A 26493-nucleotide genomic window follows, 5' to 3' on the forward strand; every position below is an offset into this window, starting at 1 on the left:
TAACGCTCCTAAAAGGACGTTAAGCCGCAGTCTGGGAATCCCAGGCAACGCAACACGCAAGAAGGATGTTGCGCAGGTCGACGGCGGCCGGGCGGACCGAACCCGGCGCTCGAGATCGGCGCACGCACGGCAGCCGCCGATCGGCAAGCCCCACCGTCGATGATGTTTGTCACTGGCCCGGCGAATCCACCGCTGGCTAGGCGCTCCCCCGGGGGTGATCCGTCCTCCGGCGCAGGCGGAAGGCCTACGCTGGGCCGCGTACGGCGGGTGCCGCCGTCTGTACCGGGGAGGCCGGCATGACCACTCTTGACGATCGGACGACGTCCCGCGCGGGCGGCGCCGAAGGTTCCGGCCCGACGGTGGCGGACGTGAGCGGCCCGTCCCGGCTCGCCGAGCCGGACGAGGCGATCAGCGCCGACGAGTTGCAGTTGGCGGCCCGCAACCACGGCCTGCCGCTGGAGGCGCTGCGCTACGACGTCACCCCCGCCGGGCTGCACTACCTGCTGATCCACTACGACATCCCGGAGGTGGACCCGGCGACGCACGCGCTCACCGTCGGCGGGGCGGTCGAGCGGCCGTTGACCGTCGGTCTGTCCGAGCTGCGCGAGCGGCCCCGGGTCACCCACCGGGTCACCCTGGAGTGCGCCGGCAACGGCCGGGCCCTGCTGCACCCCCGGCCGGTGAGCCAGCCGTGGCTGGTCGAGGCGGTCGGCAACGCCGAGTGGACGGGTACGCCGCTGGCGCCCCTGCTGCGCGAGGCGGGCCTCGGCCCGGACGCCGTGGACGTGGTCTTCACCGGCGCCGATCACGGCGTCGAGCGGGGGGTCGAGCAGGACTACCAGCGGGCGCTGCCGGTGGCCGACGCGCTGCGCGAGGAGGTGCTGCTGGCGTACGAGATGAACGGCGCTCCCCTGCTGCCGCAGCACGGCGCGCCGCTACGGCTGATCGTGCCGGGCTGGTACGGCATGGCACACGTCAAGTGGTTGCACTCGATCGAGGTGCGGACCACGCCGTTCGACGGCTACCAGAACGCGGTGGCCTACCGGCTGCGCCGCGACGCGGACGACCCGGGCGAGCCGGTCACCCGGATCGAGCCGCGTGCCCTGGTGCGCCCACCGGGCTTTCCCGACTTCATGACGCGCCGCCGGGTGCTGCCGGCGGGACCGTGCACGGTGGACGGTCGGGCCTGGTCGGGGCACGCGCCGGTGGTGGCGGTGGAGGTGAGCGTCGACGGTGGGGCGAGCTGGGCGCAGGCCGAGCTGGACCCGGCGACGGGCGGGGAGTTCGCCTGGCGACGGTGGCGGTACGAGTGGACGGCGACGCCGGGCCGGTACGTGCTCAGCGCGCGGGCGACCGACGCGTCCGGGCGGACCCAGCCGGTCGAGCAGCCGTGGAATCGTGGCGGCTTCGCCAACAACCTGGTGCAGCGCGTCGAGGTCGTGGTGCCCGCCGAGTGACCGCCACGGGTGGGGGCCCGGGGCGCGACGGTCCGGTCAGTTGCCGAAGCCGGAGTCGGCGGGCAGCGAGATGTCGGGCTTCTCCAGCTCTTCGACGTTGACGTCCTTGAAGGTCATCACTCGGACGTTCTTCACGAAGCGGGCGGGGCGGTACATGTCCCATACCCAGGCGTCGTGCATCTCGACCTCGAAGTAGACCTCGCCGTCGGAGTTGCGCACGTGCAGGTCGACCTGATTGGCCAGGTAGAACCGACGCTCGGTCTCCACCACGTAGGAGAACTGGCGGACAATGTCGCGGTACTCCCGGTAGAGCTGCAGCTCCATCTCGGTCTCGTACTTCTCGAGATCTTCCGCGCTCATCGCACTCCGCCTTCCATGACCACATCTTCCCCCACGGGCGTCGAAGGCCGAGGCTGCTCGCCCAACGCCACGCCGACGGTACCCCCTGACGCCCCGGAGTGCCCCATCGGCTCGTCCGAGCCCGGGTCGACCGGTCGCCGGGCGCGCGGTGGCCGGCCGTCGCGGCCGGAGACCGTCGCGACATTGACGTACGAGAAGCGGTGTTCCCGGCACGGCCCGTGCTCGCGCAGCGCCGCGCTGTGCTCCGGGGTGATGTAGCCCTTGTGCTCGGCGAAGCCGTACGCCGGGTACACCCCGTCCAACTCCACCATGATCCGGTCCCGGGTGACCTTGGCGAGCACGCTGGCCGCCGCCACGCAGGCGGCCACCCGGTCGCCCTTCCACACCGCCAGCCCCGGCACTCCCAGGCCGTCCACGCCGAAGCCGTCGGTCAGCACGTACTCCGGTCGGGTGCTGAGCGAGGCGAGCGCCCGGCGCATCGCGGCCAGGTTGCACACGTGCAGCCCTCGGGCGTCGACCTCATCGGCGGGGATGATCACCACGGCGTACGCCAGGGCACGGTCCACGACCTCGGCGTACACCCGTTCCCGGCTGGCCGGGGTGAGCAGCTTGGAGTCGGCGAGCCCGTCGATCTCGCCGCGCCGCCCCTCCGGGAGCACGGCCGCGGCGGCGACCAACGGCCCGGCGCACGCGCCCCGGCCGGCCTCGTCGGCGCCGGCCACGTGCCGGAAGCCGCGCCGCTGCAACGCCCGCTCCAGCGCGTAGAGCCCGGCCTCCCGACGAACGACGGTACGCGGCGGGGTCAGCACGACGCCTCGGCAGCCGGCGGCAGCAGCCGGGCCAGCAGGTCGGGCAGCTCCGGTGGGTAGTACCGCTCGCCGCTGGCGGCCAACTCGGTGGGCAGCCACCAGCGGTGACCGGCGATGCTGCGCTGCTCGACGTCGTTGAAGCCGACGGTGTCGACCTCGCACGACGGGACGCGGAGCAGGAAGAAGTCCTGCTCCTGGCGGTACCAGTCGCCGTCGAACGGGAACTCGGTGGCGTCGGACCAGACCGGCTCACCCAGCTCGGCCGGATCGACCCGCAGCCCGGTCTCCTCGGCCAACTCCCGCACCGCGCCGGACGCCGGAGACTCACCCCTGTCGAGCCCGCCGCCCGGGGTGAACCAGTAGCGGTGCTCCGGGCGGGCCGGGTCGAAGCCGTGGAACAGCAGGACCCGGCCGGCCGCGTCGACCAGCAGCACCCGCGCCGCGCGTCGAGGGATGTAGACGCGGTCGGCACCGTTCGCGTCTGTGGGGCTCGTCAGCCCACTCCTCACGGTCACCGCACCAGCCTGCCAGACGGGCGGCCGATCGCCCACGCCCCCACCAGTTCTACGGCTTGGGAATGCCGTCGAACTGGTCGGGCACCGTCAGCCAGGTGGCCCGGTTGACGGGCCAGAAGACGGTGAACGCCCGCCCGACGACCTCGCTCTCGGGGATCGTGGCCTCGGTGATGTTCTGGTTGGACTGCTGCCAGTGCTCCAGCGAGTCACCCGAGGCGGACCGGTGGTCGCCCATCACCCACAGCCGACCCTTCGGCACGGTGATGTCGAACTCCTGGTCGGCCGCCTTGTCCTGGACCCCGTCGATGGAGAAGATGTACGGCTCGTCGAGCGACTTGCCGTTGATCATCAGGCGCTCCTGCGGGTCGCAGCAGACCACGTGGTCGCCGCCGACGCCGATCACCCGCTTGATGAAGTCCTCGCCGTCGGGGTTGCCACTCCACTCGGTGGGGGCCTTGAACACGATCACCTCGCCGCGGTGCGGTGACCGGAAGTCGTAGACCAGCTTGTTGACCAACACCCGGTCATCGATCTTGAGAGTGTTCTCCATGGACGGGGACGGGATGAAGAAGGTCTGCAGCACGAAGGCGCGGACCAGCACCGCGACCAGGATCGCCACACCCAGCAGGATCGGCAGCTCCTTCCAGAAGGAGCTACGCGGCTTGTCGGTCTGCTCGTCAATCACGCCAAGGAGCCTACGTTGCCGGACCGGACGTCACCGTCCGGAACGCGCGGGAACCCCTCAGCGCGACCGTCAGCGGGAGTATCAGCAGCACACCGCCCTGCGGGGACGGGCGGGTCGGCGGCACACCGGACGAGGCCGTGGCCGGCGCGGCCACGTCGTCGAACGTCGCCGGCACCGACAGCGCCGCCCAGCGCGACGAGGGCCAGACCACCATGAACGCCCGGCCGACGACGTTGTCGATGGGCACCGGCCCCTGACAGCGCGCGTCCTGGGAAACCTCACGGTGGTCGCCCATGACGAAGATCTGACCCGGGGGTACGACCACCTCGTCGAAGCGCCGCGAGCGGCACTCCTGCGGGTTGGGCGGCAGGTCCAGTGGCGAGTCGCGCAGCACGTACGACTCGTCGAGCGGGGTCCCGTTCACGGTGACCCGGCCCTGCGAGTCGCAGCACTTGACGCGGTCGCCGGGCACGCCGATCACCCGCTTGATGAAGTCCTTCTCGCCGGGGCGGCTCACCCCGACCAGGTCCCCGACGGTCCGGGCGAGCTTGCCGGCGAACCCGGGCTCGGGCTGCTGGTCGACCTGCGGCGCCCACCGGTCGGTGCCCCGGAACACCACCACCTCGCCGCGCACCGGGTCACGGACGTCATAGACGACCTTGTTGACCAGCACCCGGTCGCCGATCAGGAGAGTGTCCTCCATCGAGCCGGACGGGATGAAGAACGCCTGGAGCAGGAACGTGCGGATCAACACCGCGAGGCAGAAGGCCACCACCAGCAGCAGTGGAAGTTCCTGCCAGAGGGGCATCTGACGCCGGGTGCGGCGAACCCGCCGCCGCCACGGATCGACAGTGCCGTCCTCGTCAAGCGTCTGCACCACGCCACTCCCCGGTCCGCAGAAACACCACCGCCCGGGAGCCTCGTCGAGGCTCCACGGGCGGTTGTGGACGGCTGCCCGCCTCGTGGGCGGGGCCACCGCCTGGCTGCGCCCGTACGACCAGGGTAGTGCGGTCCGGTCGGTACGGCATACGCGCAGCTCAGGCGGCGTGGCGAGCGGGAAGTCAGCTGGGCTGCTTCTCCCGCTTCTCCTTGATCTTGGCCTTCTTGCCGCGCAGCTCGCGCAGGTAGTAGAGCTTGGCGCGACGCACGTCACCGCGGGTCACGACCTCGATGCGGTCGATGCCCGGGCCGTTGAGCGGGTAGGTCCGCTCGACACCGACACCGAAGCTGACCTTGCGGACCGAGAAGGTCTCGCGCAGACCGTCACCCTGGCGGCGGATCACGACGCCCTGGAAGATCTGGACACGGGACCGGTTGCCCTCGACGACCCGCGCGTGCACCTTGACGGTGTCACCGGCACGGAAGTCGGGGAGGTCGGTCCGCTTCGACTGGGCGTCAAGGGCGTCCAGGATGTTCATCGCTGCGTCCTCGTAAGGCTCACGGCGCACCGTCACTCGATGCGCGGATGGGTGATTCTGATTCCCGGGTGGTGGTCGGCGGGCCAACCCCGGTCGGGGATCCTCGCAGCCGCCCGCGGGCGCGGACGGATGCGGCAACCCCTCTACTTTGCCACATCCCCCGGCGGTGGTTGAAATCCGGCCTGTTCCAGCGCCGCGATGTCCCGTTTGTCGAGCCGCTCGGGGGGCAGCGCGGCCAGCAGGTCCGGACGTCGGGCCGCCGTGCGCAGCAGCCCTTCCTCGCGCCGCCAACGGGCGATCTTGCCGTGGTCGCCGGAGCGGAGCACGTCCGGCACGTCGTGGCCGCGCCAGCTCGGCGGCTTCGTGTAGATCGGCGCCTCGAGCAGCCCGTGCGCGTGCGACTCCTCGTCCAGCGAGCCGGCGTTGCCCAGCACCCCGGGCAGCAGTCGGGTGACCGCCTCCAGGACGACCAGCACGGCGACCTCGCCGCCGAAGAGCACGTAGTCACCGAGCGACACCTCGGTGACCGGCATGCGGGTGGCGGCGTGCGTCAGGACCCGCTGGTCGATCCCCTCGTACCGTCCGCAGGCGAAGAGCAGGTGCGGCTCGGCGGCCAGCTCGTGCGCCAGGGCCTGGGTGAACGGCACGCCGGCCGGCGACGGCACCAGCAGCCGGGGCGGCCGGGCCCCGGCCGGGGCGAGCGCGTCCAGCGCCGCACCCCACGGCTCCGGCTTCATCACCATCCCCGGGCCGCCGCCGTACGGGGTGTCGTCGACCGTGCGGTGCACGTCGTGGGTCCAGGTCCGCAGGTCGTGCACGGCGAGCTGGAGTACGCCGTTGGCCCGGGCACGGCCGATCAACGACAGGTCCAGCGGGGCGAAGTACTCCGGGAAGATCGACACGACGTCGACGCGCATGCGCGGTGGTCCTAAAGATCGAGCAGTCCGGCCGGCGGGTCGACGATCACGCGTCCACCGGCCAGGTCGACCTCCGGGACGATCGCCCGGACGAACGGGATCAGCGCGGTACGCCCCTCGGGCCGCCGCAGCACCAGCAGGTCGGACGAGGGCGCGTGGTCGATCCGGGCGACCTCGCCCAGACGTTCGCCGGACGGGGTGACCACCGCCAGACCGACCAACTGGTGGTCGTGGAACTCCTCCGGGTCCTCCGGAGGCTCGACGTCGGCGCTGTCCACCACGAGCAGGGTGCCGCGCAGCGCCTCGGCGGTGTTGCGGTCCAGGATCCCGTCGAACGCGACGAGCATCCGGCCCTGGTGGAACCGGGACTCCTCGATGGTCAGCTCGGCCGGAACCCGGAACACCACGCCCGGCCCGTCCGCTGGCGCGGGCGGCGGAACCGCCCCCGGCTCAGTGCGCAGCACTGTACCGGGGGCGAACCGCGCTTCGGGCTCGTCCGTCCGCACTTCCACGGTGACCTCACCGCGGACACCGTGCGGCTTGCCGATCCTTCCGACGACGAGCTGCATCAGTACGAGTCGACGATGTCGACGCGTACTCCGCGCCCACCGATGGAGCCGATCACCTGACGCAGCGCCTTGGCGGTCCGACCGGACCGCCCAATCACCGTGCCGAGGTCCTCGGGGTGCACGCGGACTTCCAGCCGCTTGCCCCGACGGGAATCGACCATCCGGACCCGGACGTCGTCCGGGTGGTCGACGATGCCCTTGACCAGGTGCTCCAAGGCGGGACGCAGCGGCATGTCAGGCCTGCTCACCGGCGTCGGCGGCGGGGGTCTCGGCCGGAGCCTCGGTCGCCGGGGCCTCAGCGGCCGGCGCCTCGGCGGCCTTGGCGGCCTTCTTGGCCGGCTTGGCCGGGGTCTCCGGGGCCAGCCCGGCAGCGGCCTTCGCCTCGGCCTCGTACGCCGCCTTGCGGTCGGCCCGCTCGGGGGCGACCTTCAGCGGCGGCGGGGCCGGCAGGCCCTTGAACTTCTGCCAGTCACCGGTCAGCTCCAGCAGCCGCTGCACCGCCTCGCTCGGCTGGGCGCCGACGGACAGCCAGTACTGGACCCGCTCCGACTTGACCTCGATGACCGAAGGGTCCTCCTTCGGCTGGTACACCCCGACGAACTCGATCGCCCGGCCGTCACGCTTGGTGCGCGAGTCGGCGATGACGATGCGGTACTGCGGGTTGCGGATCTTGCCCATCCGCAGGAGCCGGATCTTTACGGCCACAGTTGTTTCGCTCCTGTTGCGATCTCACCGGCCCACTACGGGCGGTGTGCATGGGTGAGCGCCGACCGGCACAGTGGGGTTGGGCCGGAGACTACTCGGTGGACTGGCGACGTGCCCGGGTTAGAGGGCGCCGGACGCGCGCCGGATACCAGCGACCCATTCTGCCAGATCCGACGCCGATCGTTCGCATCGGACCCGGACACCACGTCACCGGTGATCCGGAACACCTCTCAGCGCACCGGCGGCCGATCCCACCCTAGGGGCAGTTTGTCCGGCACGTCCCAATCTGCGGGCGGGGTGAAGTCACCCCAGGTGCCGTCGAACGGGAACGCGCCGGCCTCGGCGAGCGCGATCACCCGCTCCCCCTCGGCCCGGACCGCCTTCTCGTCGGTCACCCAGTAGTCGTCGCCGAAGGCGAGCCGCTCGACGAACTCGTCCTCGTCCTTCCACTGCCAGCTCAGGTCCGGACGCACCACCACGTCGAGGTCCTGGTCCACCACGTCGACGCCGGCCACCGAGCCGTCGTCCCAGCGGACGCCGGGCTCCTCCAGGTTGACGTACCAGTGGGCGAACCGACCCTGCGCGTCCCGGAACCACCACACCGAATGCGCCGCGCCCGTGGGCAGGAACTTCAACAGCGGCGGACCGTTCCAGTGGCCGTGCGCCAACCGGTACGACGACGAGACCCACTGGGCGAACGGCATGGCCCGCATGTTCAGCCCCGCCTCGGTGACCTCGTGGGCCACCGGCGAGTCCCGGGCGATCCACACCAGCAGGCCCCGCTCGTCGTCGCTGACCACCCGCCCCGGACGCACCCAGCCGATCCGGCCGTGCCGCACGTTGCGGTGCATAATCAGCCGACCCGGTGCAAACCGCACGGCAACACCTCCGGACTGTAAGCAGGGGGCCCTTCCTCTACCGCAGACGGTAGGAAGGGGCCCTTCCTAACGTCTCAGTAGGCGCGGGCGAGGATGGCCACCAGGTCGGGCTCGTCCTCCGAGTCCGGCACCGAGCCGTCGGCCCGCAGCAGGCAGCGCACCGTCACGCCCTGGCCGTTCGCCTCGGCCTCGCCGGCCACGCCGACCGCCGACCACGGCACCATGGCCCAGCCGGTGGCGGCCGCCTCGATCGCCTCGGCCAGGGTCGACACCTCCACCGTGCGCGACGTGCGGTGGGCCAGCGCCTGGTCGTGCAGCACCTGCTGGTCGGCCTCCAGCGCCGCCAGCACCGCGCCGACCACGTCGGCCACCGGCGTCGGAGACTTCGATCCGTCGGTACGACGAACCACCGTCGCGTTACCGACGGCCAGATCGCGGGGACCGACCTCGACGCGTACCGGATAACCGCGCAGCTCGGCGTCGACGGCCCGGCGGCCGAACGCGGTGTCGGTCCGGTCGTCGAGCGCGACCCGGACACCGGCGTCGCGCAGGCCGTCGCGCAGCTTGGCCGCCGCCTCCGCGACGCCCTCGCCGTCCTTGACAACCATGATGTACGCCTGGATGGGCGCCAGCCGCGGCGGCACGCGCAGGCCGTTGTCGTCGCCGTGCGCCATGATCAGGCCGCCGAGCATCCGGGTCGACGTGCCCCAGGAGGTCGTCCAGGCGTGCTCCCGGCCGCCTTCCTTGGCCGAGTAGCTGATGTCGAACGCCTTGGCGAAGTTCTGCCCCAACTCGTGGCTGGTGCCCAGCTGGAGCGCCTTGCCGTCGCCCATCATGCCTTCGCAGGTGTACGTGGCGGTCGCCCCGGCGAACCGCTCACGGGCCGTCTTCAGGCCCACCACCACCGGGATGCCCAGCACGTTGACCATCAGGTCCTCGTACGCCTCGTGCAGGATCCGCCGCGCGTAGGCGCGGGCGTCCTCGCGGGTCGCGTGCGCGGTGTGCCCCTCCTGCCAGAGGAACTCGCTGGTCCGCAGGAAGATCCGCGGACGCAGCTCCCACCGGACCACGTTCGCCCACTGGTTGAGCAGCAGCGGCAGGTCCCGGTACGAATCGATCCACTTGGCCATGAACTCGCCGATCACCGTCTCGCTGGTGGGACGCACCACCACCGGCTCGGCGAGCTGCTTGCCACCACCGTGGGTGACAACCGCCAGCTCCGGCGAGAAGCCCTCGACGTGCTCGGCCTCGCGCTTGAGGTAGCTCTCCGGGATGAACAGCGGGAAGTACGCGTTCTCCGCGCCCGCCGCCTTGATCCGGTCATCCATCTCGGCCTGCATCCGCTCCCAGATGGCGTAGCCGGCCGGTCGGATGACCATGGTCCCCCGGACCGGGCCGTTGTCGGCCAGCTTCGCCTTGGCGATCAGGTCCTGGTACCAGCGGGGAAAGTCCTCCGCACGGGGAGTGAGCACGCGTGCCATGACCGCACATCCTATGCGCCGGGCGAGGCGTCACCGCGCCCGGGAGGCGTCACGCCCTCCGCGTGGCGGCATGGCGCCCCTTGCAAGCGCTGCTCGGCTGGGCCGGCGACCGCCTGCCGGGCGCGGATCCGACCGCGCTGGCCTTCGCCGCCGACGATCGTCCGACTCGTGGTGAGCCCACGCCAAGATCCTCACAACATCACCGATGTTGCTGCCTCAGCCACGCCGGAAGCAGCAATATCCGTGATGCTGTGAGGATCTTGCGCGGCCCAGCGCGGCCCAGCGCGGCCCAGCCCGGCCCAGCACGGCCCAGCCCGGCCCAGCACGGCCCAGCACGGCCCAGCCCGGCCCAGCACGGCCCAGCACGGCCCAGCCCGGCCCAGCACGGCCCAGCCCGGCCCAGCACGGCCCAGCCCGGCCCAGCACGGCCCAGCACGGCCCAGCCCGGCCCAGCACGGCCCAGCCCGGCCCAGCCCGGCCCAGCACGGCCCAGCCCGGCCCAGCCCGGCCCAGCCCGGCCCAGCACGGCCCAGCCCGGCCCAGCACGGCCCAGCCCGGCCCAGCACGGCCCAGCCCGGCCCAGCACGGCCCAGCGCGGCCCAGCGCGGCCCAGCGCAGACGGGTCAGCGCACCACTCGGCCGCGCAGGATCGTGCGGGACGGGGCACGGACGACCCGCAGGTCGCGGCGGGGATCCTCGGGGTAGACCGTCAGGTCGGCGAGACCGCCCTCGACCAGCCCGGGAAAGCCGAGCCACTCCCGGGCGCCCCAGGAGGCGGCGGCGAGTACGTCCTCGGCGGGCATGCCGGCCCGCTCGTGCAGCAGCAGCATTTCTTCGGCGGCCAGCCCGTGGTCGATGCCGCCGCCGGCGTCGGTGCCCACGTAGATCGGCACACCCGCCTCGTGGGCGGCCCGCACCACCTCGGGGAAGCGGTCGCGCAGCGCGAGCATGTGTTCGGCGTACCCGGGGAACTTGGCTTGCGCCTGTTCGGCGATCCCGCCGAAGGTCGCGATGTTGATCATTGTGGGGACGAGCGCGGTGCCCCGGCGGGCCATCTCGTCGATCAGGTCGAGGCTCAGGCCGGTGCCGTGCTCGACCGAGTCCACCCCGGCGCGCACCATGATCTCGACGGCGGCCTCGGAGAAGGTGTGCACGGCGGCGCGTACCCCGGCGTCGTGCGCGGCCCGCACGGCGGCGGTCAGGGTGTCGGCGTCCCAGGCCGGCGCGAGGTCGCCCACGCCACGGTCGATCCAGTCGCCGACCAGCTTGACCCAGCCGTTGCCGGCCTTGGCCTGGGCGGCCACCGTCGCGGCCACATCGGCGGCGTCGACCTCGACGCCGATGTCCCGCAGGTAGCGCTTCGGCGGGGCGACATGCCGGCCCGCGCGGGCCAGTCGCGGCAGGTCGGGTTCGTCGTCCAACTCGGGGTACGGGTACGGCGAGCCGGCGTCCCGGATCGCCAGCACCCCGGCGTCCCGGTCGACGTGGGCCAGTTCGCGGGCCTGGTCGAGCGAGGTGATCGGGGCCCCACCTCGGGCGATGCCGAGGTGGCAGTGCGCGTCGACCAGCCCCGGCAGCACGAACCCGCCGTCGACGACGGTCTCCGCGTCGGGGACCGGGGTGAAGGTCACCCGGTCGCCGACCAGCCAGAGGTCCCGGACCTCGTCGTCGGGGAGCAGCACGCCGCGCACATGAAGGGCCATGCGCACAGTCCTACCCGATCACTCCCCCTCGGGGGCGAGCAGGTCGTTCTTCCGGGAGGTCAGCGCGGGCAGGTCCGCGTCAGCGCGGGCCCTTGTCGCCGCCCTTGCCGAGCTTGTTGAAGTCGATCTTCGGGAGCTTGAAGCCGGGCGGGAGGCCCTGGCCAGCCGCCAGGTCGTTCGGGTCCATCCCCGGCGGGAGCTGCGGCATGCCACCCGGGAAGCCGGCCGGCATCCCGGCGCCGGTACGCGGACGACCGCCGCCCTTGGTGCCCTTGCGCTTGTTCTTCGGCGACTTGGTCGCCTTGCGGCGGCCAGCACCGGGCAGGCCCATCATGCCGCCCATCTGCTTCATCATCTTCTGCGCGTCGGCGAAGCGGTTGAGCAGCTGGTTGACGTCCATGACGGTGACTCCGGAACCGTTGGCGATACGCGCCCGGCGGGAGCCGTTGATGATCTTCGGGTTGTTGCGCTCGCCCGGGGTCATCGACCGGATGATCGCGGTGACCCGGTCGAAGTGGCTGTCGTCCAACTCGGCGAGCTGGTCCTTCATCTGACCCATGCCCGGCATCATGGCCAGCACGTTGGCGATCGGACCCATCCGCCGTACCGCGATGAGCTGGTCGAGGAAGTCGTCAAGCGTGAACTGCTCGCCGCCCATCAGCTTGGCGGTCATCTTCTCCTTCTGATCGGAGTCGAAGGCCTGCTCGGCCTGCTCGATCAGAGTGAGGACGTCGCCCATGCCGAGGATCCGGCTGGCCATCCGGTCGGGGTGGAAGACGTCGAAGTCCTCCAGCTTCTCACCGGTGGACGCGAACAGGATCGGCTGCCCGGTGACCTCGCGAACCGACAGCGCGGCACCACCACGGGCGTCACCGTCGAGCTTGGAGAGCACCACGCCGGTGATGCCGACGCCGTCGCGGAACGCCTCGGCGGTGCGGACGGCGTCCTGACCGACCATCGCGTCGATGACGAAGATGACCTCGTCCGGGGAGACGGCGTCGCGGATGTCGGCGGCCTGCTGCATCATCTCGGCGTCGATGCCGAGGCGGCCGGCGGTGTCGACGATGACGATGTCGCGGGCGGCGCGCTTCGCGTGCTCGATCGACGCGCGGGCCACCTGCGCCGGGTCACCGGTGCCGTTGCCGGGCTCCGGCGCGTACACCTCGACCCCGGCGCGACCACCGAGCACCTGGAGCTGCCCGACGGCGTTGGGGCGCTGGAGGTCGGCGGCGACCAGCAGCGGCTGATGGCCCTGACCCTTGAGCCAGCGGGCCAGCTTGCCGGCGAGGGTGGTCTTACCCGAGCCCTGGAGGCCGGCCAGCATGATCACGGTCGGCGGCTGCTTGGCGAACTGGAGTCGCCGCCCCTCGCCGCCGAGCACGTTGATCAGCTCTTCGTTGACGATCTTGATGATCTGCTGGGCCGGGTTGAGCGCCTGGGAGACCTCGGCGCTGCGGGCGCGCTCCTTGACGGCCGCGATGAAGCCCTTGACCACCGGCAGCGCGACGTCCGCCTCCAGCAGCGCGAGGCGGATCTCACGCGCGGTGGCGTCGATGTCGGCGTCGGTGAGCCGTCCCTTGCCGCGGAGCTTGGTGAAGATCCCGGACAGGCGGTCACTCAAGGTGTCAAACACGCGAACATCCCGTTTGTCAGTGTTCCGGCGGGCACAACGCGGCCGGCACTGCGGAGTCCGGCCACCGCTAGGGTAGCCGCCCGGCCGCACGGCCGCTGGCGGCCCGGCCTCACCCCGGAACCAAGCCCGATTGGTACGCGAAGACGACGAGCTGGGCCCGGTCCCGGGCTGCCAGCTTGCCCATCGCCCGGCTGACGTGTGTCCGGGCGGTCGCCGGGCTGACCACCAACCGGGCGGCTATCTCCTCGTTGTTCAGTCCCTCACCGACCAGGCCCACCACCTGGCGTTCCCGGTCGGTGAGCGTGTCCAGTCGGGGGTGCGGACGGGGTGCCCGCGACGGCCGGGTGGCGAACTCCCGCACCACCCGGCGGGTCACCGACGGCGACAGCAGCGCCTCCCCCTCGGCGACCAGCCGGATCGCCCGCAGCAGCTCCGGCGGCCGGGTGTCCTTGGTGAGGAACCCACTCGCGCCGTGGCGCAGCGCGTCGAAGACGTACTCGTCCAGCTCGAAGGTCGTGAGCACCACCACCCGCGTACCGGTCAGGTCGGGATCGGCGACGATCCGCCGGGTCGCCTCGATCCCGTCGATGCCCGGCATCCGGATGTCCATCAGGACGACGTCCGGCCGCTCCCGCCGGGCCAGCTCGACCGCCCGCAACCCGTCGGCGGCCTCACCGGCGAGCGCCAGGTCGTCCTCGCTCTCCACCAGCGCCCGCAGCCCGAGGCGGACCAGGTCCTGGTCGTCGGCGATCAGTACCCGGATCACGGGGACGGCTCCACCGGCAGCCGGGCCCACACGCGGAACCCGCCGGCCGAGCGCGGTCCGACGCTCAGCCGCCCGCCCAACGCCGTCACCCGCTCCCGCATGCCGGCCAGCCCGTGCCCGCCGGACCGGCCGTCGGCCGGTTCGAGGTCGCCGGCCGCGTCGAGCCGGCCCGGGACGCCGACGCCCCGATCGGTGACCTCGACCGTCACCTCGTCGGCCCGGTAGGTCACGGTCACCTCGGCACGCGCCACCTCGGCGTGCCGCAGCACGTTCGTCAACGCCTCCTGCACCACCCGGTACGCGGCCAGGTCGACCGCCGCCGGCAACTCCCGTGGGTCACCGGCCAGGCGCAGGTCGACGGCGAGACCGGCGCCCGCCAGGCGGTCGCGCAGTGCGGGGAGCCGCGCCAGACCGGGCACGGGCTCACGCTCCGCGCCCCGCCGCACCGCGCCCAACGTGACCCGCAGCTCGTCCAGCGCCTCCCGGCTGGTGCGGCTGATGGCGGTCAGCGCGATCTCCGCCTGCTCCGGCCGTTTCGGCAGCAGGTGCAGGGCGATGTCCGCCTGCATGCTGATCGCGGCCAACCCGTGCCCCACCACGTCGTGCACCTCCTGGGCGATGCGCAGCCGCTCCTCGTCGGCCTGCCGCCGACCCTGCTCGGCACGCTCACGGGCCTCCTCGGCTCGGGTACGGGCGGCCGCCTCCCGGCTGACCCGCACCACCACACCCACCGCGAACGGTACGACCACCCAGGCCGACGCGGGCAGCACTCCGGTCCAGCCCGGCGCGGGGCCGCGCGAGGCGAAGACATGCGCCAGCAGCACCACGAACGCGCCGCTGCCGGCGAGCGCCGCCGGACGCACCGGCAGTCGCACCGCCACGGTGTACACCGCGAGCAGGAACGCGAGCAGAATCGGCCCGTACGGGTAGCCGAGCACCAGGTACGTCGAGGTGGCAAGCGTAACCACGACGAGAGTCGCCACGGGAGCACGCCGTCGGAGCAGCAGGGCGAGCGCGGCGAGTGCGATCAGCGCCCGGCAGAGGGCGTCAACCGGCATCGATCCCGGCTGGTTGTCCCCGGCCAGCCCGGTGGCGAGTTGTCCGAAGCCGAGCAGCACGAGGGCAAGCACGGCGTCCGACACCGCGTCCCGCCCACGCCACCCGTTCCCTCGCATGGCCGTCATTCTGCCCGCGCAGACGTCTCCTGACGTGCGTCCACGAGCGGCACCGCCGCTACGTCCCCGAACGTAGCCACGACCTCACCCCGCCCATGTCATCCCGGCCCCAGCCGCCGAGTGGGGCCGCGAGCCGGCGACGCACAGATGCCGACAGCCGACGACGCACGGATGCCGCCGGTGGCGGTAGCGCGGCGACGCCGCAGGCGCCCGAGGGGCCGGCAGCGTCTGAGCGGGCGCGGCGTATGGCGGCCGGAGTGTGGGGAGCGGGCACTACAACAAGCGTGATGACTCAGTGGCATCTTGATGCCACTGAGTCATCAGCCGCGAAGTGGCGCATGCGGGCCGCGGGCATCCCAAGGCTTCGCAGGGCCCACGACGAGCGCCGACCCACGACGGCCAGCGCGGGCCCAACACGCCCAGCGCGGGCCCAACACGGCCAGCGCGGGCCCAACACGGCCAGCGCGGGCCCAACACGGCCAGCGCGGGCGACCGCTGCCAACGCTGGCCGTCGCACGGCGCGCATCGCTGGTCAGACGGCGGCCAGGACCGCGGCCTCCAGGCGGGCCCGGGTGGCGTCGTCCGGCCAGCCGCCCACGAGGTAGAAGGCGTCGACGACGTCCGCGCCGAGGGTCGAGATCCGTGCGGCCCGGACCAGGGCACCCGCCTCGTCGAGCGCGCCGGCCACCCGGTAGAGCAGCCCGGCGGCGTCGGCCGCGCGAAGTTCGAGCAGGACGGCGTCGGTGGCCGCCTCGCGGTGCCAGACGACCCGGGGTGCGGCGCCGCTGCCCCGGGCGGCGAGCGCACGACCCCGCAGCCGTTGGGTGACGGACACGTCGCCGGCGACCGCGCGGCGCAGGTCGGCACGGAGCGGGACCGGGTCGGCCGGTAGGCCGTAGCGGGGTTGCACCCGGCACTCGACGAGCGCTCGGCCGTCGACCACGGAGGCGTCGGCGGAGAGCACCTCCAGTCGGTGCAGGGCGAGGCAGCCGGCCACCGTGGCGAGTAGTCCCCGCCGGTCGGCGGCGGCCACCGCCACCCGGTCTCCGGTGAGGTGGACGACCGGCAGCGGCCCAGCCAGCAGCGCCGGGTCCGGGGCCGGGGGCTCGGGCAGCACACCGGTGTCCAGGGCGGTACGGACGCGGGCGACCAGTTCGGCGACGAGTCGGCCCTTCCAGTCCGACCAGGCGGCCGGGCCGGTGGCGGCGGCGTCGGCGCGGACGAGGGCGTGCAGCAGGTCGAGCGTGCCGGTGTCGCCCACCGCCTCGGCGACCGACGCGATGGTCACCGGATCGGCGAGGTCCCGCCGGGTGGCCACGTCCGGCAGGAGCAGGTGCAGCCGGACGAGCGTGCCGATCAGCGCCACCTCCGGGGCGGGCAGCCCGACGCGGGTCGCCACCGTCTCGGCGAGCGGCACCCCGACGGTGCTGTGGTCGCCGGGCAGGCCCTTGCCGATGTCGTGCAGCAGGGCGCCGAGCAGCAGCAGGTCGGGACGGTCCACCTCGCGGGCGTGCCGGCTGGCCTCGTGGGCGGCCTGCACGAGGTGCCGGTCGAGGGTGTATCGGTGCACCGGGTTGTGCTGGGGCAGGCTGCGCAGCCGGGTCCACTCGGGCAGCCAGCCGTCCACCAGCCCGTACCTGTCGCAGGTTTCCCAGGCCGGCACCAGGCCGGGACCGGCGCCCAGCAGCGTGGTGAGCGCGGCCCGGGCCTCGGCCGGCCAGGGCGCGGGCAGCGGAGGGCAGTACGCCGCCAGCCACTCGCAGGTGGCCCGCGCGATCGGCAGTCGGGTGGTGGCCGCTGCGGCGGCCACCCGCAGGGACAGGCTCGGGTCGGGGCGCGCGCCGATCGCCGTCCGGGCCAGCACCAGCTCGCCGTCGTGCTCGACCACGTCCCGGGCCACGGGCCGACGTACCGGGCTGCCGTTCCCACCCCGGGAGCGGCCCGAGCGCAGCCGGTCGGCGGCGCGGAAGGCGTCGTCGAGGGCGTGGCTGACCGTGCGGGCGTCCCCGGCCACCCGCCGCAGGAGGGCGTCGCCGTCCTCCAGGCCGAGCAGCGCGGCGACGCCGTCGCGTTCCTGGGCGACCAGTCGGTCGACCCGGCGGCCGACCTGCTGGTGCAGGGCGTCACGGGTGTCCAGCAGCCGCAGGTGGGCGGCGCGGACGGCGGGACGCAGCGCGTCGGTGATCCCGGCGGCGGAGATCGCGCGCAGCAACCCCACGTCGCGCAGCCCGCCGGCGGCCTCCTTGAGGTCGCCTTCGAGGAGGAAGGCCAGCTCGCCGTGCGCCTGCCAGCGGGCGACGGTGATCTCACGCAGCCCCGGGAGCTGCCGCACGGCGGTCCGTCGCCAGTGGTCGGCGGCGGTGCGGGTCAGGGCGTCGGCCAGGGCCTGGTCGCCGGCCACCAGGCGGGCGTCGAGCAGCCCGAGGGCGACCTTGACGTCGTCCTGGGCCACCGACAGGGCCTCGGAGACGGTCCGCACGGAGTGGTCGAGGCGCAGTCCGGCGTCCCAGATCGGATACCAGACCGAGGCGGCCAACTCGTCCGTGCCGGGCACTCCGGCGTGCAGCAGCACCAGGTCGAGGTCGCCGTAGGGGGCGCACTGCCGCCGCCCCAGGCCCCCGACGGCCATCAGCGCGACACCGTCGCGCGCGGGCAGCAGCCCACGCAGGAACTCGTCGTACGCGGCCGCCCGCCCCACTCGGGCGGCCTCCCCGATCCCCCCGGGTACGCCGACGACCTCGTTGATCAAGAGGTTCGCGTCACCGTTCTCGGCGTTTCCTGACGCGTTCTTCTTGATCAACGAGGTCATGTCAGTCGTGGTCCGGATCAGAGGGCGTCGAGGCCGCGTTCGCCGGTACGTACCCGGACGACCTCTTCGACACCGGTGACCCAGACCTTGCCGTCGCCGATCTTGCCCGTACGGGCGGCGCCGACAATGGCGTCCACGATCTTTTCCACGTCGATCTCGTCGGTGAGCACCTCGACCCGGATCTTGGGCAGGAACTCGACCGTGTACTCGGCACCCCGGTAGACCTCGGTGTGCCCCTTCTGCCGTCCGTACCCCTGGACCTCGCTGACGGTCAGCCCGGCCACGCCCAGGGCGTGCAGAGCCTCCTTCACCGCGTCCAGCTGGTACGGCTTGATGACCGCGGTCACCAGCTTCATGTCCAACCCCTCCATCTAAGGAACGTTAACCGGCGACCTTGGCGCTGACCGGCTCGGTGGAGTCGGTCTCGGGAGCGGCGGTGCTCGGCGCGCCACCGGGGGTGCCGATGCCGGCCATCGCGAACGCGCCACCCGTGCCGCCGCCGGACGGGGACAGGTCGTAGCTGCTCTCAGCGTGCTCGGCGATGTCGATGCCCTCGACCTCGGCCTCGTTCTTGACGCGGAAGCCGATCGTCTTCTCGATGACGAAGGCGAGCACCCAGGCGATGCCGAACGACCAGGCGGTGACGATCAGGCCGGCCAGGGCCTGCCGACCGAGCTGGGTCACGCCGCCACCGTAGAACAGGCCGTCGGAGGCGCCGACCACGTCGCTGATCGCGGCGTTGACCGAGTTGGTGGCGAACAGGCCGAGCCAGAGCGAGCCGATCCAGCCACCGACGAAGTGCACGCCGACCACGTCGAGGGAGTCGTCGTAGCCCAGCTTGTACTTCAGGCTGACGGCGAGCGCGCACACGATGCCGGCGACGATGCCGAGCAGGACGGACGCCCACGGGGCGATGAAGCCACAGGCCGGGGTGATGGCGACCAGGCCGGCGACCGCGCCGGACGAGGCACCGACCATGGTCGGCTTGCGGTCCTTGACCCACTCGACCGCGATCCAGCCGAGCACCGCGGCGGCGGTGGCGAGCTGGGTGTTGATGAAGGCGAGACCGGCGACCCCGTCGACGGTCAGCTCCGAGCCGGCGTTGAAGCCGAACCAGCCGAACCACAGCAGACCGGCGCCGAGCGCGACGAGCGGGATGTTGTGCGGCTTCATGCCCTCGCGGGGCCAGCCGAGACGCTTGCCGAGCACCAGTGCCACGGCCAGGGCCGCCGCACCGGCGTTGATGTGCACCGCGGTACCGCCGGCGAAGTCCAGCGCGTGGATGTCACCGCCGATGATGCCGCCGCCCCACACCCAGTGGGCGACCGGGAAGTAGACCAGGGTGGCCCAGCCGAACGCGAACAGCAGCCAGCCGGCGAACTTGGCCCGGTCGGCGATGGCACCGCTGATCAGCGCGACGGTGATCACGGCGAAGACCATCTGGAAGGCCATGAACACGTAGAGCGGAATGCCGATGCCGCTGGGGTTCTCCGTCGTCGCGCCCCACAGGTCGGTCTCGGCGAGGAAGGTCTTGGTGCCGAGGTACGCGCCCGGGTCGCCCCAGAAGCCGTTCACGTCGGTCCCGAAGGCGACGCTGAAGCCGTAAAACCACCACAGAATAGAGATGAGCCCGATGGCGGAGAAGCTCATCATCATCATGTTGAGTACGCCCTTGGCCCGGTTGAGGCCGCCGTAGAACAGCGCCAGTCCCGGGGTCATGAGCAGCACGAGCGCGGTCGAAACCAGCAGCCACGTAGTATTGGCGCCGTCGATCGTCGGTGCTTCAGGCACGCTGGCCTCCTAAAGGTGAAGTCCTCCTTCGCGGCTTTCCGGGGCAGCGTCGCCCGTAGGCCGGTTGCGCGGAAGCTTTGTTGCCGGCTGTTTCACCCAGGGTCCCGTGCGGGTTTCCAATTCGTGACGGCTTGTTTCGTACGTGTCACGGAGTCCGCACAGTCGGCGGCATGGACAATGGTGGATCGTTCGGACGGCGCACGTCGATGGCTGACCGGCCAGGCCCATCGACCGGTCCGCTTGACGGGCCCGGCCGAGCATCGACCGGTCCGCGCTCAGCGGAGGGCGTTCTCCAGAGCGTGCCGCTCGTAGTCGAGCAGCCGCAGGTCGCGCATCGGACGCCGCAGGTGCCCCTTGTGCACGATCCGGACGAACGCCGGCTCACCGGCGGCGGCCATCCGGCGGATGCCCTCGACGTGATCCACGATCCGCTTGCGGATGGTGCGGATCAGTCGGTGCCGGTCCCGCGGGATCAACCCGTACGCGTCGGCGAACAGACGCAGCCGGCGCGGGCGGTCCGGGTGCTTCCAGCCCAGGGTGATCGAGTCCCGGTCGGCGAAGATCGGCACCCACGTCCACGCCGCGTACGCCACGTCGTAGATCCGCGCGCCGGGCGAGGCGAGGTCGAAGTCGATCAGCCCGAGGGTGCCGTCCGGACGCCAGATCACGTTGTGCGGGGCGGCGTCGTGGTGGCAGATCACCTCGGTGTCCGGCGGCGGAGGGCCGAACGAGCGCCAGACGGCCCCCGTCGGCGGGGCGAAGCCGTACTGCGCGTCGTGGAACATCCGCAGCATGGTGGCGACGGTGACCAGCGCCTCGTCGGTCACCCAGTGCGGGGCGAGCGGGTACTCCCCGCACTCCCCCTCCAGGTACGACAGCACCTCACGGTTGCGCTCGTCCATCCCGAGCGCCCGCGGAGCGCCGGTGAAGCCGACGTACTCCAGGTGCCGGAGCAGGGCGTGCACGGACGGGGTCCACGGCCCGGCGTTGCGACGGACCGTGTCGCCGACCCGGACCACGGTGCTCACGTTCCCGCCGTGCAGCGGGATCTCCTGCGAAGTCACGTACGGTCTCCCGAGGCGCTGCGAGGAATGGCCGGGATCACGCCAGCCCGCGTACGCGCGATCGTCACTGGTCACCCGAGACTACGCGTCCCGTCCAGCGGGCTCGGTGCCCAGCAGCGCGTCGACGAACTGCGCCGGGTCGAACGGCGCGAGGTCGTCCTTGCCCTCGCCGAGACCGACGAGCTTGACCGGGATGCCGAGCTTGCGCTGTACGGCGATCACGATGCCGCCCTTGGCGGTGCCGTCGAGCTTGGTCAGCACCACGCCGGTCACGTTGACCACCTCGGTGAAGACCCGGGCCTGCTCCAGACCGTTCTGGCCGGTCGTGGCGTCGAGGATGAGCAGCGTCTCGTCGATCGGTCCCTGCTTCTCCACGACGCGTTTGACCTTGCCCAGCTCGTCCATCAGGCCGACCTTGTTCTGCAGGCGACCGGCGGTGTCGATGAGCACCGTGTCCACGCCGGTGTCGATGCCCCGCTTGACGGCGTCGAAGGCCACGCTGGCCGGGTCGGCCGCCTCGGGGCCCCGCACGGTCTCCGCGCCGACCCGTTCGCCCCAGGTCTGCAACTGGTCGGCGGCGGCGGCCCGGAAGGTGTCGGCGGCGCCGAGCAGCACGGTACGGCCGTCGGCGACCAGCACCCGGGCGACCTTGCCGCACGTGGTGGTCTTGCCGGCGCCGTTGACGCCGACGACCAGCACGACCGCCGGCACGCCGTCCTTGGGGGCGGTGCGCAGCGAACGGTCCATGCTCGGGTCGAGGGCGTTGACCAGCTCGGCGGCGAGCAGCGCGCGCAGCTCACCGGCCGAGCGGGTGCCCAGCACGCGGGTCTGCTCGCGCAGCCGGTCGACGATGTCGCGGGTCGCGTCGACGCCGACGTCGGCGGTGATCAGGCTGTCCTCGATCTCCTCCCAGACGTCCTCGTCGAGGTGGTCGCGGGCGAGCAGGCCGAGCAGGCCCTTGCCGAACACGTTCTGCGAGCGCGACAGGCGGGAGCGGAGCCGGACCAGCCGCCCGGCGGTCGGCTCGGGGACCTCGACCTGCGGTTCGAGCACCGGCGGCGGCTCGACCAGGACACCGGTGGACAGATCGGACTCTGGTGCCTCGACCGGCGGACCGGCGAGATCCTCTTCGGCCCGGGTGTCGACCTCGGTGCGCGGCAGCGGAGGCTCGGGCCGCCGCCGCAGACGGGGCACGACCAGCCCGACTGTGCCGACGATCAGCACACCGAGCAGGACCAGAGCGAGGACGAGATATTCGGCCATGCCGGAATCCTGTCAGATGCCGGCGACGCCGTCCCAGCCACCGCACCCGGCCGGTGTCCGGAAACCGGCGGTAGGCTCGCGTCATGCCCGCCGCACACCTCCTGATCGGCCCACTTCTGCGGCGAGTGGTCGACACTCGGGCGACGATCTGGGTGGAGACCGCCGCGCCCGCCGTGGTCACCGTCCGCACCGCCGACGGCGCCACCGGCACCGCGCCCACCTTCTCGGCGTACGACCACCACTACGCCCTCGTCGTGGTGGAGGGCCTCACCCCGGACAGCACCACCACGTACGAGGTGCTGGTCGACGACGAGTTGGTGTGGCCCGTGGAGAGCAGCGGCTTCCCGCCCAGCGTCATCCGTACCCGGGCGGTCGACGACCTGGACCAGCCGGTCAACCTGATCTTCGGTTCGTGTCGCGAGACCACCCAGCACGCCACCACCCGCAAGCTCCCGCCGGACGCCCTGGACGCGTACGCCCGGCGGTCGATGGCGGACCCGGAGTCGAACCCGCTGCCGGACCTGCTGGTGCTCCTCGGTGACCAGGTGTACGCCGATGTCACCTCACCGACCGTGCGTCGGCTGCTGCGCCGACGCCGTCGGCGGCCGAAGGGCGCTCCGGCCGACCAGGTGGTGAGCTTCGACGAGTACACGAAGCTCTACCTGGAGTCGTGGCGTGATCCGGAGATCCGCTGGCTGCTCTCCACCGTGCCCAGCGTGATGATCTTCGACGATCACGAGATCATCGACGACTGGAACACCTCGGCGTCGTGGCGTGCCGAGATGCGCGAGCAGCCGTGGTGGGCCGAACGGATCGGCAGCGGGCTGGCCTCGTACTGGGTCTACCAGCACCTGGGCAACCTCGCGCCGGACGAGATCGCCGCCGACCCGGTCTTCGCCAAGGTCGTCGCCGCCGAGGACGCCACCGGCGTGCTGCGCGAGTTCGGGCACCGGGTCGACCAGGAGGCCGACCTGGCACACGACACCGAGCGCTGGCGGGCCGTGCAGTACCAGTGGAGCTACGCGCTCGACCTGGGGCGTACCCGACTGGTCATGCTCGACAACAGGTGCAGCCGGGTGCTCGAGCCGGGCAGCCGGGCGATGCTGCCGCCGGGTGAGTGGTCGTGGTTCCTGGACCAGGCCCACGGCGTCTACGACCACCTCGTGGTGGGCGCCTCGCTGCCCTGGCTGCTGCCCCAGGGCATCCACCACATCGAGGCGTGGAACGAGAAGCTGGCCGACTCGCGCCGGCCGTGGGTGGCCCGGACGGCCGAGAAGCTGCGCCGGGCTCTCGATCTGGAGCACTGGGCGGCGTTCCGACGGTCCTTCGAGGCGCTCGGTGAGACGTTCGCCCGGATCGGCACCGGCACGCCGAGAGCGCCCGGCGCACGGGTCGGCGCCGGCCCGGCGTACGCCCCACCGGCGTCGATCAGCGTGCTCTCCGGGGACGTGCACCACTCGTACGTGGCCCGGGCCCGGTTCGCCGACCCCGCGGTGGTCACGCCGGTGCACCAGCTCACCTGCTCGCCGATCCACAACCAGGTGCCGGCCGGCATCCGACCGCTGATGAAGATGGGCTGGTCGTCGGGCCCGGCGGGGGCCACCCGGGCGCTGGCCCGCTCGGCGGGTGTCCGGCGGCCGGGGGTGCGCTGGCGCAAGCTGGCCGGGCCCTACTTCGGCAATGCGGTCGCCACTCTGACCCACCGGGGCCGGCAGGCTGAGGTGATCATCGAGGGTACGACCAGCGACGGGCACCTACGCCCGGTGATGAGCCGCCGCCTCTCCGGCGACGGGTGACCGGGCCTCGCCGTACTCTCTAGGCCGTGAGCGAGCATCAGCCGGAACCGATCCGGGCCGTCGAGCACGAGCTGACCGCGCTGCTGCGTCGCGGGCGGGCGGTCTCCTGGGAGATCGCCCGCGAGGTGCACCCGACCCTCGAACCGAACACCTACGGGCTGCTGCTCTGGTTGCGGCGCAGCGGGTCGATCCGGCTGACCGAGCTGGCGGCGCGGCTCGGCGTGGGCAAGGGAACGCTCAGCCGGCAGATCAACGGGTTGGAGGCACTCGGCCTGGTGCACCGCGAGCCCGACCCGAGTGACCGGCGGGCGGCGCAGATCAGCCTCACCGAGGAGGGCCAGCGACGGTTCGACGTGGCCCGGTCCGCCCGGTTGGGCGAGTTCCTGCGGGCGCTGGACGACTGGCCGGCCCGGGACGTGGAGGAGTTCGCTCGGCTCCTCGGCCGGTTCAACGATTCCTGGAGATGACCCGTGACGTGGGGAATGTTGTCACCTTCTCCCCAGTTGTTGCTTGAGGCAACCAAAGCGTCAAGGCTGGAGGCACCACACGATGACCCAGGCGACAGCGTCCCGAGCGCCCGCCGTCGACATGACCCACCGGCAGATCCTGGAGGCCCTCTCCGGGCTGCTGCTTGGCATGTTCGTCGCGATCCTCTCCTCCACGGTCGTCTCGAACGCGCTGCCGCGGATCATCACGGAGCTGCACGGCGGTCAGTCCGCCTACACCTGGGTGGTCACCTCGGCGCTGCTCGCGACCACCGCGACCACCCCAATTTGGGGCAAACTAGCCGATTTGACCAGTAAGAAGACACTGGTCCAGCTCGCCCTGGGCATCTACGTCTTGGGCTCGGTGCTGGCCGGCCTGGCGCAGGGCACCAGCGAGCTGATCGCCTGCCGGGTGCTCCAGGGCGTCGGCGCCGGTGGCCTCACCGCGCTGGCCCAGGTGATCCTGGCGACGATCATCGCGCCGCGCGAGCGGGGCCGCTACAGCGGCTACCTGGGCGCCGTGATGGCCGTCGGCACCATCGGCGGCCCGCTGATCGGCGGCGTGATCGTCGACACCTCGTGGCTCGGCTGGCGCTGGTGCTTCTACGTCGGCGTGCCGTTCGCCATCGCCGCGCTCGTCGTGCTCCAGAAGACCCTGCACCTGCCGGTGGTCAAGCGCCGGGCACAGATCGACTGGTGGGGCGCCACCCTGATCACGGCGGCGGTCTCGGTGCTGCTGATCTGGGTCTCCCTGGCCGGCGACCAGTTCGCCTGGGCGTCCTGGCAGACCGTCGCCATGGTGCTCGGCGCCCTGCTCCTCGGCGCGCTCGCCATCCGGGTGGAGACCCGCGCCGCCGAGCCGATGATCCCGCCGCGGCTGTTCCGCAACCGGACGATCACCCTCGCCGTCGTCGCCAGCGTCGCGGTGGGCGTGGGCCTGTTCGGCGCGTCGATCTTCCTGGGCCAGTACTTCCAGATCAGCCGGGGCGAGTCCCCGACGATGGCCGGCCTGATGACCCTGCCGATGATCCTCGGCCTGCTGGTCGCCTCGACCGTGGGCGGACGGATCATCACGAAGACCGGCCGCTGGAAGCGGTTCCTGGTAGCCGGTTCGGCGCTGCTCACCGTCGGCTTCGCGCTCATGGGCACGCTGCGCGCGGACACCAGCTACGCCCTGCTCAGCGTCTACATGCTGCTGGTCGGCGTCGGCCTGGGCCTCACCATGCAGAACCTCGTCCTCGCCGTGCAGAACACCGTCGGCACGCACGAGCTCGGCGCGGCCAGCTCGGTGGTGGCGTTCTTCCGCAGCCTGGGCGGCGCGATCGGCGTCTCCGCCCTCGGCGCGGTCCTCGCCCACAAGGTCAAGGACTACACCGCCGACGGACTGTCCCAGCTCGGCATCCCCGCGTCCAGCTCCGGCAGCGGCGGCACCCTGCCCGACGTGCACGCCCTGCCCGGCCCGCTGCGGGTGGTGGTGGAGGCCGCGTACGGCCACGGCGCCGGTGACATCTTCCTGGCCGCCGCCCCGTTCGCGCTGATCGCGTTGATCGCCGTGCTCTTCATCAAGGAAGTGCCGCTGCGGCAGCACAACGGCAGCCCGGTTTCCGGCGGGGGCGAGCGGGAATCGAATCCTGTCGTAGGCGCTGGCGCGGTGCCCGCCGGTGAGCAGAGGTGAGGTAGAGCCATGGGCGTGGGAGCACCGGACCGCGAGGAGTACGGCCCCCGGGTCAGCTCGCTTCCCTTCGAGCGCGGCACCGACGGCCCGAGGGTGATCATGGTGGGCGTCGACGGCACCCGCACCTCCGGGCGGGCCGGCTCCTACGCCGCAGGGCTGGCCCGCCGCCAGGGCGCCGCGCTCGTGGTGGTCTTCGTCAGCTCGGCGAGCGGCCTCACCTCCCTGGTGCCCGGGATGGACGCCGGCGCGGTCCAGCGCACCCACGACGAGCTGGCCGACGAGCTGCGCCGGGAGTGCCGACGCGGGGCCGAGCAGCTGGGCATTCCGGTGACGCTGCTGTGCCGACGCGGCGACGCGTACGCCGAGCTGTGTGCGGCGGCCGACGAGTTCCGGGCCGACATGGTCGTGGTGGGCGCGTCCGAACAGGCCGGGCACCGGCTGGTCGGCTCGGTCGCCACCCGGCTGGTTCGCAAGGGGCACTGGCCCGTCGTCGTGGTGCCCTGAATAACCCGTCGCGTGTTGTCCCACGTCCCGGGCAG

Annotated in this window: 26 protein-coding genes; 5 read left to right on the forward strand and 21 right to left on the reverse strand. The window is 72.2% G+C overall.

Annotated features, from left to right (window positions below):
• Nucleotides 1-296: 296 nt before the first annotated feature.
• Entirely contained in the window at nucleotides 297-1457 is a 1161-nt protein-coding gene (locus tag ACIBTX_RS31385; RefSeq protein WP_357131039.1) for a sulfite oxidase, read from the forward strand.
• Between the two features lie 36 nt (nucleotides 1458-1493).
• Here ACIBTX_RS31385 and ACIBTX_RS31390 read toward each other — a convergent pair whose 3' ends face one another.
• The 21 genes from ACIBTX_RS31390 to ftsY all read right to left on the reverse strand — a co-directional run bounded on the left by ACIBTX_RS31390 (nucleotide 1494) and on the right by ftsY (nucleotide 21998).
• A complete protein-coding gene (locus tag ACIBTX_RS31390; RefSeq protein WP_018218957.1) occupies nucleotides 1494-1817 on the reverse strand; it encodes a DUF2469 domain-containing protein in 324 nt (107 codons plus the stop codon).
• Nucleotides 1814-2626, reverse strand: coding sequence for a ribonuclease HII (locus tag ACIBTX_RS31395; protein WP_396833364.1), 813 nt, complete (start codon nucleotides 2624-2626; stop codon nucleotides 1814-1816). Before ACIBTX_RS31395 ends, ACIBTX_RS31390 begins: the two co-directional genes overlap by 4 nt.
• Nucleotides 2620-3135, reverse strand: a complete 516-nt coding sequence (locus tag ACIBTX_RS31400; RefSeq protein WP_396833371.1) for an NUDIX hydrolase — start codon at nucleotides 3133-3135, stop codon at nucleotides 2620-2622. Before ACIBTX_RS31400 ends, ACIBTX_RS31395 begins: the two co-directional genes overlap by 7 nt.
• Before the next feature lie 55 nt (nucleotides 3136-3190).
• A complete protein-coding gene (gene lepB, locus ACIBTX_RS31405; protein ID WP_357131043.1) occupies nucleotides 3191-3826 on the reverse strand; it encodes a signal peptidase I in 636 nt (211 codons plus the stop codon).
• A gap of 10 nt (nucleotides 3827-3836) precedes the next feature.
• Nucleotides 3837-4706, reverse strand: a complete 870-nt coding sequence (gene lepB / locus ACIBTX_RS31410) for a signal peptidase I (RefSeq protein WP_355051576.1) — start codon at nucleotides 4704-4706, stop codon at nucleotides 3837-3839.
• 181 nt (nucleotides 4707-4887) lie between these two features.
• Nucleotides 4888-5244: a 50S ribosomal protein L19 gene (rplS, locus tag ACIBTX_RS31415; RefSeq protein WP_030335223.1), complete on the reverse strand. Its 357-nt coding sequence runs from the start codon at nucleotides 5242-5244 to the stop codon at nucleotides 4888-4890.
• A 143-nt stretch (nucleotides 5245-5387) separates the two neighbouring features.
• On the reverse strand, nucleotides 5388-6161 hold the full coding sequence (trmD, locus tag ACIBTX_RS31420; protein ID WP_396833365.1) for a tRNA (guanosine(37)-N1)-methyltransferase TrmD: 774 nt from the start codon (nucleotides 6159-6161) through the stop codon (nucleotides 5388-5390).
• Between the two features lie 11 nt (nucleotides 6162-6172).
• Complete coding sequence (rimM, locus tag ACIBTX_RS31425; RefSeq protein WP_357131050.1) at nucleotides 6173-6730, reverse strand: ribosome maturation factor RimM; 558 nt, start codon at nucleotides 6728-6730, stop codon at nucleotides 6173-6175.
• Complete coding sequence (locus ACIBTX_RS31430; protein WP_013284588.1) at nucleotides 6730-6963, reverse strand: RNA-binding protein; 234 nt, start codon at nucleotides 6961-6963, stop codon at nucleotides 6730-6732. Before ACIBTX_RS31430 ends, rimM begins: the two co-directional genes overlap by 1 nt.
• A gap of 1 nt (nucleotide 6964) precedes the next feature.
• Nucleotides 6965-7435, reverse strand: a complete 471-nt coding sequence (gene rpsP / locus ACIBTX_RS31435) for a 30S ribosomal protein S16 (protein ID WP_355051573.1) — start codon at nucleotides 7433-7435, stop codon at nucleotides 6965-6967.
• 230 nt (nucleotides 7436-7665) lie between these two features.
• A complete protein-coding gene (locus tag ACIBTX_RS31440) occupies nucleotides 7666-8313 on the reverse strand; it encodes a DUF402 domain-containing protein (protein ID WP_357131054.1) in 648 nt (215 codons plus the stop codon).
• Between the two features lie 74 nt (nucleotides 8314-8387).
• Nucleotides 8388-9794, reverse strand: coding sequence for a proline--tRNA ligase (proS, locus tag ACIBTX_RS31445; RefSeq protein WP_357131057.1), 1407 nt, complete (start codon nucleotides 9792-9794; stop codon nucleotides 8388-8390).
• Nucleotides 9795-10417: 623 nt separating this feature from the next.
• Complete coding sequence (locus tag ACIBTX_RS31450; protein ID WP_396833366.1) at nucleotides 10418-11497, reverse strand: amidohydrolase family protein; 1080 nt, start codon at nucleotides 11495-11497, stop codon at nucleotides 10418-10420.
• A 79-nt stretch (nucleotides 11498-11576) separates the two neighbouring features.
• Entirely contained in the window at nucleotides 11577-13130 is a 1554-nt protein-coding gene (gene ffh / locus ACIBTX_RS31455) for a signal recognition particle protein (RefSeq protein WP_396833367.1), read from the reverse strand.
• 109 nt (nucleotides 13131-13239) lie between these two features.
• Entirely contained in the window at nucleotides 13240-13896 is a 657-nt protein-coding gene (locus ACIBTX_RS31460; RefSeq protein WP_357131066.1) for a response regulator transcription factor, read from the reverse strand.
• Nucleotides 13893-15071: a sensor histidine kinase gene (locus tag ACIBTX_RS31465; protein ID WP_357393022.1), complete on the reverse strand. Its 1179-nt coding sequence runs from the start codon at nucleotides 15069-15071 to the stop codon at nucleotides 13893-13895. Before ACIBTX_RS31465 ends, ACIBTX_RS31460 begins: the two co-directional genes overlap by 4 nt.
• Before the next feature lie 532 nt (nucleotides 15072-15603).
• Entirely contained in the window at nucleotides 15604-17880 is a 2277-nt protein-coding gene (locus ACIBTX_RS31470) for a [protein-PII] uridylyltransferase (RefSeq protein ID WP_396833368.1), read from the reverse strand.
• A gap of 17 nt (nucleotides 17881-17897) precedes the next feature.
• The gene (locus ACIBTX_RS31475; protein ID WP_007456507.1) at nucleotides 17898-18236 is read right to left on the reverse strand and encodes a P-II family nitrogen regulator; all 339 of its coding nucleotides are present in this window, start codon (nucleotides 18234-18236) and stop codon (nucleotides 17898-17900) included.
• Between the two features lie 25 nt (nucleotides 18237-18261).
• Complete coding sequence (locus tag ACIBTX_RS31480; RefSeq protein WP_357131075.1) at nucleotides 18262-19671, reverse strand: ammonium transporter; 1410 nt, start codon at nucleotides 19669-19671, stop codon at nucleotides 18262-18264.
• A gap of 275 nt (nucleotides 19672-19946) precedes the next feature.
• A complete protein-coding gene (locus ACIBTX_RS31485) occupies nucleotides 19947-20810 on the reverse strand; it encodes an aminoglycoside phosphotransferase family protein (RefSeq protein ID WP_357131078.1) in 864 nt (287 codons plus the stop codon).
• Between the two features lie 6 nt (nucleotides 20811-20816).
• Nucleotides 20817-21998, reverse strand: coding sequence for a signal recognition particle-docking protein FtsY (ftsY, locus tag ACIBTX_RS31490; protein WP_357131081.1), 1182 nt, complete (start codon nucleotides 21996-21998; stop codon nucleotides 20817-20819).
• Nucleotides 21999-22081: 83 nt separating this feature from the next.
• Between ftsY and ACIBTX_RS31495 the strand changes: the two genes are divergently transcribed.
• The 4 genes from ACIBTX_RS31495 to ACIBTX_RS31510 all read left to right on the forward strand — a co-directional run bounded on the left by ACIBTX_RS31495 (nucleotide 22082) and on the right by ACIBTX_RS31510 (nucleotide 26458).
• Entirely contained in the window at nucleotides 22082-23794 is a 1713-nt protein-coding gene (locus tag ACIBTX_RS31495) for an alkaline phosphatase D family protein (protein ID WP_363660828.1), read from the forward strand.
• A gap of 26 nt (nucleotides 23795-23820) precedes the next feature.
• Nucleotides 23821-24261 (forward strand): MarR family transcriptional regulator, encoded by a 441-nt coding sequence (locus tag ACIBTX_RS31500; protein ID WP_357131086.1) that lies wholly within the window; start codon nucleotides 23821-23823, stop codon nucleotides 24259-24261.
• 82 nt (nucleotides 24262-24343) lie between these two features.
• A complete protein-coding gene (locus ACIBTX_RS31505) occupies nucleotides 24344-25954 on the forward strand; it encodes an MDR family MFS transporter (RefSeq protein ID WP_357131089.1) in 1611 nt (536 codons plus the stop codon).
• Between the two features lie 9 nt (nucleotides 25955-25963).
• Nucleotides 25964-26458, forward strand: a complete 495-nt coding sequence (locus ACIBTX_RS31510) for a universal stress protein (RefSeq protein WP_355051558.1) — start codon at nucleotides 25964-25966, stop codon at nucleotides 26456-26458.
• Nucleotides 26459-26493 lie beyond the last annotated feature (35 nt).

The organism is Micromonospora sp. NPDC049359, assembly GCF_044466585.1.
Classification (GTDB): Bacteria; Actinomycetota; Actinomycetes; order Mycobacteriales; family Micromonosporaceae; genus Micromonospora.